Annotated in this window: 14 protein-coding genes; 3 read left to right on the top strand and 11 right to left on the bottom strand. The window is 40.2% G+C overall.

The window, feature by feature from the left end:
- The first annotated feature begins 53 nt into the window (after window positions 1-53).
- Window positions 54-1,070 (top strand): LacI family DNA-binding transcriptional regulator, encoded by a 1,017-nt coding sequence (locus L5M40_RS20730; protein WP_263175552.1) that lies wholly within the window; start codon window positions 54-56, stop codon window positions 1,068-1,070.
- Between the two features lie 49 nt (window positions 1,071-1,119).
- Here L5M40_RS20730 and L5M40_RS20725 read toward each other — a convergent pair whose 3' ends face one another.
- The gene (locus L5M40_RS20725; protein WP_105249931.1) at window positions 1,120-2,409 is read right to left on the bottom strand and encodes an NAD(P)/FAD-dependent oxidoreductase; all 1,290 of its coding nucleotides are present in this window, start codon (window positions 2,407-2,409) and stop codon (window positions 1,120-1,122) included.
- A gap of 196 nt (window positions 2,410-2,605) precedes the next feature.
- Complete coding sequence (gene glnB / locus L5M40_RS20720) at window positions 2,606-2,944, bottom strand: nitrogen regulatory protein P-II (RefSeq protein WP_028760911.1); 339 nt, start codon at window positions 2,942-2,944, stop codon at window positions 2,606-2,608.
- Window positions 2,945-3,185: 241 nt separating this feature from the next.
- Here glnB and L5M40_RS20715 point away from each other — a divergent pair, with 241 nt between their 5' ends.
- Both L5M40_RS20715 and L5M40_RS20710 read left to right on the top strand, forming a co-directional pair.
- Entirely contained in the window at window positions 3,186-3,698 is a 513-nt protein-coding gene (locus L5M40_RS20715) for a GspH/FimT family pseudopilin (protein WP_263257160.1), read from the top strand.
- Between the two features lie 143 nt (window positions 3,699-3,841).
- Complete coding sequence (locus tag L5M40_RS20710) at window positions 3,842-4,336, top strand: GspH/FimT family pseudopilin (protein WP_028760913.1); 495 nt, start codon at window positions 3,842-3,844, stop codon at window positions 4,334-4,336.
- A 92-nt stretch (window positions 4,337-4,428) separates the two neighbouring features.
- On the opposite strand, the gene L5M40_RS20705 is transcribed toward L5M40_RS20710, so the two are convergent.
- The 9 genes from L5M40_RS20705 to lspA all read right to left on the bottom strand — a co-directional run bounded on the left by L5M40_RS20705 (window position 4,429) and on the right by lspA (window position 12,761).
- Window positions 4,429-4,734: a TapY2 family type IVa secretion system protein gene (locus L5M40_RS20705; protein WP_028760914.1), complete on the bottom strand. Its 306-nt coding sequence runs from the start codon at window positions 4,732-4,734 to the stop codon at window positions 4,429-4,431.
- Window positions 4,731-5,123, bottom strand: coding sequence for a type IV pilin protein (locus L5M40_RS20700; protein ID WP_028760915.1), 393 nt, complete (start codon window positions 5,121-5,123; stop codon window positions 4,731-4,733). Before L5M40_RS20700 ends, L5M40_RS20705 begins: the two co-directional genes overlap by 4 nt.
- 11 nt (window positions 5,124-5,134) lie before the next feature.
- Window positions 5,135-8,641: a pilus assembly protein gene (locus L5M40_RS20695; protein ID WP_263175554.1), complete on the bottom strand. Its 3,507-nt coding sequence runs from the start codon at window positions 8,639-8,641 to the stop codon at window positions 5,135-5,137.
- Between the two features lie 2 nt (window positions 8,642-8,643).
- Window positions 8,644-9,105 carry a PilX N-terminal domain-containing pilus assembly protein gene (locus tag L5M40_RS20690; protein ID WP_212601291.1) on the bottom strand — a complete coding sequence of 154 codons (462 nt, stop codon included), beginning with the start codon at window positions 9,103-9,105 and terminating at the stop codon, window positions 8,644-8,646.
- A gap of 12 nt (window positions 9,106-9,117) precedes the next feature.
- Window positions 9,118-10,086: a PilW family protein gene (locus L5M40_RS20685; protein WP_028760918.1), complete on the bottom strand. Its 969-nt coding sequence runs from the start codon at window positions 10,084-10,086 to the stop codon at window positions 9,118-9,120.
- A gap of 11 nt (window positions 10,087-10,097) precedes the next feature.
- Window positions 10,098-10,685, bottom strand: coding sequence for a type IV pilus modification protein PilV (gene pilV, locus L5M40_RS20680; protein WP_212601294.1), 588 nt, complete (start codon window positions 10,683-10,685; stop codon window positions 10,098-10,100).
- A 183-nt stretch (window positions 10,686-10,868) separates the two neighbouring features.
- Entirely contained in the window at window positions 10,869-11,825 is a 957-nt protein-coding gene (gene ispH, locus L5M40_RS20675; RefSeq protein WP_028760920.1) for a 4-hydroxy-3-methylbut-2-enyl diphosphate reductase, read from the bottom strand.
- A 1-nt stretch (window position 11,826) separates the two neighbouring features.
- A complete protein-coding gene (gene fkpB, locus L5M40_RS20670) occupies window positions 11,827-12,249 on the bottom strand; it encodes an FKBP-type peptidyl-prolyl cis-trans isomerase (RefSeq protein WP_028760921.1) in 423 nt (140 codons plus the stop codon).
- Window positions 12,246-12,761 (bottom strand): signal peptidase II, encoded by a 516-nt coding sequence (lspA, locus tag L5M40_RS20665; protein ID WP_028760922.1) that lies wholly within the window; start codon window positions 12,759-12,761, stop codon window positions 12,246-12,248. The genes fkpB and lspA overlap by 4 nt, the downstream gene beginning before the upstream one ends.
- Window positions 12,762-12,766: the final 5 nt, after the last annotated feature.

The raw sequence follows: 12,766 nt of genomic DNA, 5'->3' as shown, positions 1-12,766 counted from the left end.
AGATCATAGAACAGTTAACCCCTCGCGACCTTAGACAAAGAGTTTTTACATCAATGAAAGTCACTATCAACGACGTAGCTAAATATGCTGGAGTGTCTATCAAGACTGTATCCCGTGTAACCAATAACGAACCTTCAGTGAAACAGGCCACCGTTGACAAAGTAAACGAGGCGATAAAAGCACTTAACTATCAACCTAATTTAGCGGCAAGAAATCTAGCAGGAACTAAATCCTATGCTATTGGTTTTATTTACGATAATCCAAACGCTTACTATATTATTGATATGCAAAATGGGATCTTGTCAGCCTGTAAAGACAAGGGCTATGAACTTGTCATCCACCCTTGCAATGCCAAATCAGAGACCATATGTGATGAACTTACAGCACTAGTCAAATATTCTAGGCTCGCTGGATTAGTACTGACACCTCCCTTGTCAGAAGATCCTAAAGTACTCAAAGCACTCACTGAAATTGATGCTAACTATGTGCGCATTATTGCGGGAGAAAAGGACAACGATCAGAATGGGTTGACTATTTTAGTCAACGATAAATTCGGTGCAGTTCAAATCACCCAACATCTGATTGATTTAGGCCACAAGCATATCGCTTTTTTAAGCGGAGATTTACACCATGAATCTACCAAAGAGCGATTACTTGGTTTTAAACAGGCATTAACAATAAACAACCTAAAGCTGAATGAAAACTACATAATTAAAGGGAAGTACTCATTTGAGTCCGGTGTTGATGGTGCTAACAAGCTCATCAAACTAAAAAATCGCCCGACGGCGATTGTTGCTTGTAACGATGAAATTGCCGCTGGTGCACTTTTTGCGGCTCGTTTAGCGGGTTTAGACATACCCGTTGATTTATCAATTGTCGGTTTCGAAGATAGCCCATTCTCACGTCAAACCTGGCCTAAACTTACCACAGTACATCAGCCAAACGCAGAAATAGCTCAGGTTGCTACTGAATTATTAATAGCAAAACGTCGCGAGCAAGATGCCATATATTCTAGAACCTTTACTCCTGAACCTATCATTCGTGACTCGTCGGCAATTCCTAAACAATAAAAAAAGAGAGCATATTTGCTCTCTTTCTATCTCCTAAATCACATAGAAATCAATGTAATTTGAGCTTCGGACGCTGCCACTTCAATAACTTTTGTGCCACTCGATACACAATTGCCGAAAACCAACCATAAAGGCTGGCTAAATGCCTCTGATACAAAGAGATATACATCAATCTTGCTATATGGCCTTCAACAAAGAAAGTGCCAGAACGTAGGTTCCCCATTAAATTGCCTACCGCAGAGAAGCGGCTTAAAGACACTAATGAGCCGTAATCTTTATAAATAAAGGCCTTTTCAGGCTTACCTTGTAATCGATTAACGATATTATCAAACAAGGTATCAGCCATCTGAGCTGCTGCTTGCGCCCTTGGTGGAACAGGCTGGCCAGAACTTTGGATCAATAGAGCGCAATCGCCAAGGGCGTAGATATCTTGATGACCTTTCACTCGCATACAATCATCAACTTCTACCTGATTTCGCGGAGTAATCGGCAGTTTTGCAAAATGCTGAAATGCTTTTGGCCCTTTGACACCGGCTGCCCATACTTTTAAGCCTGCTTTAATCACATCGCCATCTTGGGTAATGAAACCATCACGAGTCACTTCTTTAACTTGAACACCGATATGTAAACGTATACCAATCTGATCAAGAACAGCCTGAGCCCTAGCGCTTACACGCTCTGGTAATTGAGGAAGGATTTTGGGGGACGCTTCAATCAAATGCACATCAAGATGATGCTTAGCGATATTCAGATAGCCGTACTCTTTAACAGACTCAATGACATGATGAAGCTCTGCTGCCAATTCAACACCTGTCGCACCCGCACCGACAATACCAATGCTGACTCTTTCTTGCGTTTCATTTAATTGGAGTAAAGCGTCGAGTAATTTATGATGAAATAAATTAGCATTTTCAAGGCTGTCTAAGAAAATACAATGCTCATCAGCACCTAATGTATTGAAACTATTAGAAACTCCACCCAATGCAAGCACTAAAAAATCGTAATTGATTTGTCGCTGCTCTAGGAGCAACTCACCTTCATCATTATAGACTGCGGCTAACTGAATCGATTTAGCATCCGGCTCACACTGCTCTATCTCACCACGAATATAGCGATAACCGTTTTTAAGTCCATGATCGCGATAGAGTAAACCTTCAATAGATTGATCTATCACACCAACAGCGACTTCGTGTAATTTAGGCTTCCATATATGAATAGGACTTTTATCAATTAAGCACACATCGACGACATCACTACCGCCCCATTTACGGCCCAACTTCGATGCAAGCGCTAAACCAGCAGCACCACCACCCACGATCACTATTCTTTTTGTAGCCAAAATGACAACCTCATAAAACTCATTTGCGAGGCTAAGTTATACCATGTTACAGATAAGAGATAACTACATTAGTTGAGTAAAACAGGCTATTTTCCATTAAAGATATTTCAGAAACCTAGCGGTACTATTTAGTTTTTCCACATGCTTAGGCAACAAAAAAGGGCCACTAGGCCCTTTAGAATCGTTCGTAAGCAGTTTATACCGCTTCTTCGTTTTCTTCACCCGTTCGAATACGGATAACACGTTCAACATCAGTGACAAAAATTTTACCATCACCAATTTTGCCTGTGCGGGCCGTTTCAACAATGACATCAATTGCTTGGTCGAGCAGATCGTCTTGGATCACTAACTCTATTTTTACTTTTGGAAGAAAATCCACCATATATTCGGCACCACGATACAACTCTGTATGCCCTTTCTGACGACCAAAACCCTTAACCTCCAGTACCGTCATCCCAGTGATACCAATTTCTGCAAGTGATTCGCGCACATCATCTAACTTAAATGGCTTAATAATGGCTTCAACTTTTTTCATTAAAAATTCCTCATCCCTTGCAATAACATAAACAAACAGAATAACACTAGCTTACACGGGGTTACGTCAATATTGAAGTGAATGTAGTGCTTTACTCATAAAACACAGTTTCTATAAAATCGCTTTTAGCACATAAAAGTCTAAAAAAAGTACTATGAATATTGCCTCAGATTTTATACTTACATTCTAACCAGCACTAACTCGCTCGCGGGATGCAAGCGTAAAATAACAAGGATCTGTTATGAACTTCCATCCAAAAGGCTTTAGCCTGATAGAACTTATCACTACGATATCGATTTCAACAATCTTGTTAACAGTTGGAGCTCCTTCCTTGACCGAGCTCAGCGATCAGATAAGAGCTGATACTAATATTAAAACTATCCAGCAGACACTTCAATTTGCGCGAAATACAGCTGTTAGTTATGGTTATAGGGTCACAGTATGCCCACTCGTAAATGGAAAATGCACTCAAGATTGGCAAAAGGGATTAACAATTTTCATTGATACAGGTGTAGTCGAAAGCTTCGATGCTAACGATAAAATTATTAAGGTCATTGATGAATTCGATTCGAAAGATTTTTTAACATACAATAAAAGTTCGATAAAATTTCAACCTGATGGGTTAGCTTCTGGAAGTAATGGTACTTTCAAGTATTGCCCACGAACAATTGATAGCAAAAACTCCCGTGCAATCGTTGTTAATCAGGCGGGTAGAGTTCGCCTTTCTACCGCAAAAAATATCAATTGCGATTAAATTTAAATATATACTCCCTATTTAAATTTAATTATATAAAAGCAAGAAAATCAATTTATTGGGTATATTGAAAATATAGAATAGATACTGACCATTAGAGTCTCCTCGCATATACTTAGCTAAGTTTTAACGAGGATAGCTACATGTTAATTATTTCAAGAGGATTTACCTTAGTCGAACTGATGGTCACAATTGCCGTAGCAGCAATCCTACTAGCCATAGGGGTTCCATCACTTACGTCGCTATACGAAGGGACACGCAGCGCTAATGAAATACGAAAAATTAGTGATGTGTTTGCTTTTGCAAGAAACCAAGCTGTCAACTATGGCGCAACAGTAACAGTCTGCCCATACGCGGCATCACCATGCGGCACAGACTGGAATAAGGGGTTCAGTGTATATATTGACAATGGGGGTGCCAAGAATGTATTGAAAGTGATCGATAGTTTCAATACACACGATGTAATTTCCCTATCAGGGCCCGCCGATAAAAAAATTGATTTTACACCCGATGGTTTAGTCTCAGTTGAAACATCAATTATCTATTGTTCAAATGGGCAAAGTGACAATTCTAAAAGCATCAACATTAGCACTTCAGGTTTAATAAAAGAGGGCGCAGATGGGAAAAGCTGCACATAAACTATGGGAGACTAAATCTACCGTTCACTACCCTAAAATAATATTATCCTTAAATCGTTCGTTGTTAATATTTAAAAATACATGTTAGATGTTTATCTAGGTGTTAACTTATCCAAAACTTGCGCCTTAGTATTAGTAAATTCAGCGTTTAATGCGACACACTCCTCAACACTATAGATGTAATATTTCGATCCATCATTTGATTGGCGAGTAGTACCAACAAGGCTAGCCATTCTCACATTCATTTCACTACTCTTCCAATGATAGAAGGCAATCTCAGCACTTTTCTTTGATGCAATGTAGCATTTGAAGTCTTGTTCGCTGACTGTTGCTCCAGAGTCAGCCCAAACTAAGCTTGGTAAGAAAGCCACCGTTATAAAGAGGTTTATTAATTTCATTTCCAACACTCCGCACTCGGACCTTTTGCCCCAGTATCTGATATTGTTAAAGAAGAGCACGAGGCATCACGGCTAGCCTGAACCCCTTGAGCAACTGCCTTAATCGTAAAGCTTGATTCACCACTTGATGATACAGAGTAATGTTTATGCTCAGTGATATAAGGGTTTGCCCCTACAAGTTTTGTTAAATCAGTAGCATATTTTTTATTATCGAGATAATACTGTTCCTGCAAGTTTGCTATACGCATCAAAGCAGCTAACCCTTCTGATCTTGCACTCTGAGCAATGTATTGCGTATAAGAAGGGTATGCAATCGATGCCAAAATACCAATGATCACGACGGCGATCATCACCTCTATCAGGGTAAAACCTTTAAGTTGAACCTTCATAAATTAATAACTCATTCATTTATATGATAATAAATTTTATTAACACCTAACCCAGAAGCAACATTGATTGTACCTGTATAATCCCCATTTTCATTTTTCTCACCTTTACCAACTCCAATAATATAGATATAGGGATCTTTACCGGATTCAGGTGCAGGAATAACAATCTGCGGTGTATCCGGTACACGTTCACCCAGTTCATAATATAATTGAGAAAAGGATCTCGTTCCTTTGTGCAAATCGAACGGATATAACTTGCCAGAACCAGACACTAAACACACGTTATCGGCAACCGAGTCAGCAGGGGGAGAATAAGAAGTGAAATAAACTTTGCCTTGGACAATCAAGGCAGCTGTTAAACTCTTTTCACCTAGACCACTAAAATCATAGAACCAGCCGAGTTTTTTACCGAAACTTATGTTGTCGGCTTCAGACGCAGGTGCAGTAGAAGTCACATCATAGAGATCATTGATTGTGATCGCCTCGGGAACATCACCGCCAGTAAAACTCTTAGTCACCACATTACGATCTTGCAATGTAAAAAACATATCATTGATATCAGTAGATGATGGGTGGGGTCGCGTTCCACTTCCAATCACCACCGCATCATAGGGAACATTTTGATAAGTTTTAGTCGTAGTAGTACCACTCTCTGTTGTCACCTTAACTTCGGATAAATTAGTAAACATCGTTTGTGCTACAACAGGTTCTGCATAAAAACGGCGATTATTACTATCAGTACCACCTAAAGAAGCCAATTTAAATGCACTCCAACTCGACTTACTTGCACTTGGAAGATCAATACGCCAGACATTTGCACCGACATCGGAGGCATAAATCCTATCTGTATACCCATCATTATTACTATCAAGTACGGCGACTGAGTTTGGAATGCTATCCTGAATTCCCGAAAGTGCTGTTGCACCCGATGCAGAGCCACCAAATGAATGAATCAAAGTTCCCTTCTCTGCATCGACAATATAAACCGCACGACCTACCGGAGAAGATGAAGGAGTTGCATCAAAACTAACATCGTAGCCACCACCAAAAATGAGTACAGGCTTTTCATAACCAACGATTTTCGTCACTATAGGCTCAGACCATGTTTGTCCAAGATCAGAAAAACCATCCGTTGATGGATTAATAGTCCACATTAGAGAAGGGCTATCAGGGTTTGTCACATTGAGGGCATAATAAGACGATCCACCTCGACGCATCCCCATATAGACCCATGCTTTAATCACTTTACCCTCAGCATCAGTTTCTGTGTAAGCAACTGGAGATGAATCCATTCCGTATACTGTGTGTACACCTGAAGGATCATTACTTCTCAGTTCTGTTAAATTAGGCAATAACTCATAGGGAATAAAGCCCCAAGTCTCTGATACAGATTCGCCCGCATCTTTAAACATATGCACAACACCTTGATTCGTGCCAAGCATGATACGAATATCAGTCGCGCTTTTTGTGCCGAAATTGAGTGCTAGTGGCTTAGAATGAAGAGGATCACCCATAACATCATTACGTTTATCTGTCGTACTACCATCTTTATTATCGTCGTCGACATCTATCCCATTAAGCCAATTTAACGTATTAGCAAGCTCATCCACGCTAGTTCTCATATAGCTAGCTAGCGCAGCATCACCTCCTGCTGCAGTTTGTGCATTAGCAAGTGTTAAGGGCGTTAAACTGGAGGACCCATTTAAGTTACTTAAAATATTCCTAACATCTTGCTTTCTAATTTGTGCCGCGACTCCGCCGACCTCAACTTTATTCCCATCCTTTTGCGCAACACAATCCGACCATATAGTACAGGCACCATCTTTAATATTGCCGTTATCTGCTATAGCTGCATTTCCTTTACTATCAACCAATGTACCATCTGCGGTTACTTTTAATTTTTTTAAATTACCGCTCCAACGAGGTCCTTTGCCTGGGAGAAACATAGCGTAATAAGCGGCATCAAATGTCTGAGTCCTATCAAAATTATTACTAGCAATACTTGGAGATGTAAAACTTGAATCAATATTCAAAATATTTGATAACGCATCATTAAGTGCATTCTGTAGTTCAAGACTGTTCTGAGCAGCAAAATATAAACCACCACCTCTTTTAGCCGTCTCAGCAAGTAAAGGTGCGGCATCTTCTGCACCTTTACTAAAACCAATAGTATAAGTACGAACATTCTGCATTTGTTCAGTATTTGAACTGTCCAACTTGTTAATTAAGTCGTTATTAAACATATAACTAGCTAATGCGGGCAAATAGCTTGCTGTATCTAGATTTTTAGAAAATGAAGAGTAATCTCCTTCTTTACTTCCTGTGGCAGTTAAACTAATAACGTCATTATTCGCATTTTTATCAACTGTTGGAGAGCCATCAGTGACATAGATAACATAAGCAATATCCGTACATACTTTAAATGGACTTGCGTAGTTACCACTCTTCTCCACTAAGCTGTCATACGGTGGTTTATTTCCAACATAAGAGCCATAATCTGTATCACTATGACCATATTTAACGCCCTTACCGGCAAAATAACGGTAAGCTTCATACATAGTCTCACATAGTGGTGTATTTGTTTTTGCCAGCAAATTATCAATAGTAGTTAATAAACTCGCACGCGTACTATCCGTCATCTGAGTAATGCCAGATATAATTCGACCACCGTCTCGATTACCTTCATTTGGATAATTATAATTAAATACAGCAAGTCCAAAATCCACTGTTGGAGTTGAACTAATAATATTAGAAATCGCTTTCTTCGCAATTTCTAGTCTTGAAACTTTTACCGTTGGTAATTTTCCCGCTTTAGATAATCCGTACCATCTTAGGTAATTATCAGTGTACAAGGTAATAGGTTGTCCAACACCAAAGTCAGTATTATTGGCTGCGGCTAAAGCATTGGTCCAAGTTGTTCCTGGTAGTGAGGAAGTAAAATATGGATATGCTTTCTTTTTACTACCTGACCCAGTTGTTACCCCGTTAGCAGGAAATCCATTAGGATATGATGATGAATTACTCGGATTTATTTGAGAAATATCTTCCCAACAATCAATTACTTTTATTGCAGTACCATTTGTTTCAGGTAGTTCTTTCCAAACGCCAGTAGTACCACTTGATGTGAACTCTCTTATATACCCAGTAAAACGACCAAACTCTGCTAATGCAGCTTTGCTTTGACTACATCCATTTAAACTAGCTTTAAAATTACGCTTATCAGAGCTAGTATCAGGGGTGGGTAATCCCCCACCGCCAACAGCATAATAAATAAGAGTATCACTATACCCAGAACCACTTACGGCTGGGTAGTCATAGTTAGGGTCATAATCTACAACCTGAGTAATTTCTTCAGTTGACATACTTCCTGAGTTATCAAATATAACGAGCACTTTAGGTCTTGCGCCCGTTCGAGTTGTTGATTCTTTTACATATAACTCAGTATCGTCACCAAAGGAGAAAGCCGACACAAAAGTCAGCGCAAGTAGTATAGAACAAGCCAGCTTTTTAATAATCATATCTAACTCCCAGTTAAAACTTCTTGCTCCACACCTGCGACAACAGTTAGTTGGCCCAGTTTATCTCTACCAAATTCTGCTGTACTACTAATCTCAACACGCCGACAGCTAATTAAATTACCACTATTTGGCCTTGTACTTCGCTGGCATCCAACATCTTTTGCACTAATGACAACATTACCTACAGCATCAACTTCATAAGGAATTGGCGTTAACGTTTGGTTAGAACCAAATTCAACCACAGATGAAATCTCAGATAGTTTGGCTAAGCTAGCACCTTTATTGGCTTCGATTGCCGCCTCTAAGCCACCATCAGCAACAGACTTAGCCTCTATACGTTCTGATCCTGCTCCAGACATACGCATAGATTGGGTCGAATTAACAGCCAAAGCGACACCAATAATAGTCATAAGCAACAATATGATAAGTGCAAAAAATAATACAATTCCTTTTTGCTTTTTCATCTTACCAACCTTCTAATTTCTAATTAACACTGGATTAGCAAGCACCATAGTCGTCGAAACTATCTTGCGTCGATAATGATCATTCAAATTTTTAATTTCCTTATCGCCCAGAGTATAAGTAGTTTCATTGGTGTAACTTTTATCTTCATCAATAGCGCGAACCAACAAGAAAACCCTTAAGGCAACAAGTCTTTGAAATAATTCGTTGTCCCACATTAATGTGGTTACATTTTCTGCTGGCATAAAACTATCGGCGGTATCATCTCCATTACTATCAAAACCATAAAGAATACGCATATTCTCAATGCCTTCAACTAACTGCTCTTCGTTATTCATGCCATTATTCTTGGTTAATGTTTTTCGGCGTAGAACAGGTACAGAACCATCATTTTTAATAAAATAAATATGATGCTGATATTCCCAAAAACGAGCATTTTCGAGTACTGGATTGGGAGGATTACCGCCTTTAAACATCACAGCTTCACTCGAAGTTGCAGCCATATAAAAACGCTCGCCATTAGGATTAGTCACTGGTGGGCCAACTAATCTTTTAATTTGAATGACATCCGTATTCTGATTCACACCTGATAAGCAACTTAATGTATCCCCACTCTCGCCCTCTTCATATCCCCATAGACGCCTAAAGTGTGCAGGTTCAGCATTAGGTAAAGTACCGTTATTTACACCTGCACCAATACAATCATTTGCAACACCATCCCTCAAGGTCATATTGGTTCCAAGTACAAAATCAGTTCCTGTTATGTCCCCCATAAAACCTAACTGACTAATGTCTCTTTCCATGAGCGACAAAGCAATTCGTCCATTTTCTTGCAATTGGTTAAACTGGCTCGTTGTGATCACATTGGAAGAAGACATACTAAACATGCCAAAAAGCCCAAGAGTGAGAAATAAGCCAATGACCATAGAGACCATTAGCTCAACCAGCGACATCCCTTTCTCACAGTTTTTTAAATTATCCATACATAGTTAACCTAAATAATCATTGTCGAAAGAATAAAAAGCCGCCTACGCGTACCAATATCTTCTCCACATTCACTCCCAGAATAACTTGTACCCGCGCCCTCTCGGATCCCTCTCCACGCAATTGCGACCGTTACAGTTGAACCATCTACATTAATGCAAGCTGTTGGAGAGTCTAACCCACCAACATTCTGGCTATCCATAACTTCGGCTGCCCCCATAAAACTCTGTTCCCACTGGTAAAGATCCCAAGCTTCAGTCTCTTCTGGAGTACATATACTCACTGCGCCAACAGCAACGTCACAAACATTACCGGGTTTACCCAGAGAGCCTGTATACTCACCATCGTAATTGACCAGTTGTGTTCTATTAAGCTTCATCCGGTTGATAATATCGTTTGCATAATAGGAGGCTTGAGTTTGCTGAAAGGATTCAAAGCTGCCACGCTTTGCAACAATATGCAGATTAAAAATACCAATTAAGCCAATGACTAAGATCACTAACGCAACAAGCACTTCAATTAATGAGAAGCCCCGTTGAAATCCCCTTTGTGTCAACCTTTCGATTTTAGCCATATTTTTGACAAGCTTTTCAGCTATTTACCTTTTAAAATCTTAGTATTACGATAAAAATCACCAACAGTTAATAATAGATGAGTAAAATGTAAGTAGCCAGTAACATTAGCACATAAGCATTGACATCATTATGCTTTGAATGAATTTGAGACAATAAAAAAGAGGCTTATAGCCTCTTTTTTATTGTCGATTAAACAGTACACAGATTTAACGTAATTCGGCTGGCACAGCAAAAACAGTGTCTTCTTTACGCCCTTCAACTTCAGTCACAACACTAGGGGCAAGTTTAGCGATTGCTTGAACCACTTGTTGGACTAAGACCTCGGGGGCTGAAGCTCCTGCGGTGACGGCTACACGTGTAACATTATCAAACCAACTAGACTCAACATCATCTGCAGTATCCACCAGATAAGACTGGGTTCCTGTTTTCAATGCTAGCTCGCGTAAACGATTAGAGTTAGAGCTGTTTTTTGAGCCAACAACAATCAACAAATCAACGTCTGCAGATAAATTGCGTACCGCATCTTGACGATTCTGCGTTGCATAACAAATATCGTCTTTTCGCGGACCTTCTATAGAGGGAAACCTTTTTTGTAACGCAACAATAATGTCCAAAGTATCATCTACAGACAAAGTAGTTTGTGTCACGAAGCAGAGATTATTAGGATCGCGAACTTCCAAGGCTTCAACATCTGCAGGCGATTCAATCAGATAAACGCCACCATTAGGATTATCGTATTGCCCCATAGTACCCTCGACTTCAGGGTGCCCTTCATGGCCAATCAGGATGCACTCAATACCTTTGCGGCTGGCACGTGTCACCTGAAGATGTACTTTAGTCACTAAAGGACACGTTGCATCAAAGACTCTCAGCCCTCTCGCCTTTGCTTCTTGTCTCACCGCTTGAGATACACCATGGGCACTGAAAATAACAATGTTGTTATCAGGCACTTGATCTAACTCTTCGACAAAAACCGCACCGCGATCCTTCAGATTCTGCACGACATAGCGGTTATGCACGACTTCATGGCGAACATAGATAGGAGGCGAAAATAATTCCAACGCCCGTTCAACAATACTGATAGCACGATCAACACCCGCACAAAAACCGCGCGGGTTAGCGAGCATAATATTTAAACTTGGGCTAGTAGGATCGAGTTTCATCTTAAAATACCTTTACTACGTCCAGTTCAAAAGTGATCTTGTGTCCTGCCAGAGGATGATTAAGATCGACTGTGATGGAATCACCCGCAACATCACGGACAATACCAGGGATCTCACTACCACCAGGGCCAGCAAAACTCACAATCACGCCAGCCTCTAAACTCATGTCAGCCGGAAAACGGCTTCGATCTAGATAATGGATAGCATCAGGATTGGATTCGCCAAAGGCATCAATCGCTTCAAGCGTGAAACTGTGCTTATCACCTTCAGCAAGCGTCACCAGCTGCGCCTCAAATGCAGGACTTAAAGTACCATCACCCACATTTAATCGAGCCGGTTTACCCGAGGCTTTAGTGCTATCGGCAGTTGAGCCATCAGCAAGCACAATGTTCATGTGGCATAATAATGAACGTGTCACAGTCACTTTTTAACCCCTTCAGCGCTATCAGCTTCAGACTTATCGCTTACAAATGCATCCCAAATAATCAGCACTGCACCGACACAAATAGCAGCGTCGGCAATATTGAATGCTGGATAATGGCTCTTATTCCAGAAGAAATCGATAAAATCAACCACGAAACCATGCATCAATCGATCGACTAAATTACCTAAAGCACCACCAATCACTAAGGTGTAAGCTAGATTCAGTTTCCACAAAGAAGACGATTGCTTACGCAACCACACAGTCAATAACGTACTGAATCCAATCGCAACAATCGTAAACAGCCAGCGCTGCCAACCTCCAGCTTCACTTAAAAAACTAAAAGCTGCACCATAGTTACGTACATAAGTGAAATTAAAGAAGGGCAATAATTTCACTGATTCATACAAATCAAAATTGGCTAAGACCCATTGCTTAGATAGCTGATCGGCTAAAAACACCAATACAGCTACCCAATACCAACGTAAGCCACTGTCTTTCCAAGTTAATGGCATACAGA

It is taken from the genome of Shewanella sp. SM68 (assembly GCF_025653925.1).
Taxonomy (GTDB): Bacteria; Pseudomonadota; Gammaproteobacteria; order Enterobacterales; family Shewanellaceae; genus Shewanella; species Shewanella oncorhynchi.
The sequence above is the reverse complement of the archived record's forward strand: the minus strand, read 5'-3'. Positions and strand labels throughout refer to the sequence as shown.

Coding starts and splice junctions, on each gene's coding strand:
- lspA (WP_028760922.1), bottom strand. CDS start 12,761: ATGCCATTAACTTGGAAAGACAGTGGCTTACGTTGGTATTGGGTAGCT.
- L5M40_RS20700 (WP_028760915.1), bottom strand. CDS start 5,123: ATGAAGGTTCAACTTAAAGGTTTTACCCTGATAGAGGTGATGATCGCC.
- L5M40_RS20705 (WP_028760914.1), bottom strand. CDS start 4,734: ATGAAATTAATAAACCTCTTTATAACGGTGGCTTTCTTACCAAGCTTA.
- L5M40_RS20695 (WP_263175554.1), bottom strand. CDS start 8,641: ATGATTATTAAAAAGCTGGCTTGTTCTATACTACTTGCGCTGACTTTT.
- L5M40_RS20715 (WP_263257160.1), top strand. CDS start 3,186: ATGAACTTCCATCCAAAAGGCTTTAGCCTGATAGAACTTATCACTACG.
- ispH (WP_028760920.1), bottom strand. CDS start 11,825: ATGAAACTCGATCCTACTAGCCCAAGTTTAAATATTATGCTCGCTAAC.
- glnB (WP_028760911.1), bottom strand. CDS start 2,944: ATGAAAAAAGTTGAAGCCATTATTAAGCCATTTAAGTTAGATGATGTG.
- L5M40_RS20690 (WP_212601291.1), bottom strand. CDS start 9,105: ATGAAAAAGCAAAAAGGAATTGTATTATTTTTTGCACTTATCATATTG.
- L5M40_RS20710 (WP_028760913.1), top strand. CDS start 3,842: ATGTTAATTATTTCAAGAGGATTTACCTTAGTCGAACTGATGGTCACA.
- L5M40_RS20730 (WP_263175552.1), top strand. CDS start 54: ATGAAAGTCACTATCAACGACGTAGCTAAATATGCTGGAGTGTCTATC.
- L5M40_RS20685 (WP_028760918.1), bottom strand. CDS start 10,086: ATGGATAATTTAAAAAACTGTGAGAAAGGGATGTCGCTGGTTGAGCTA.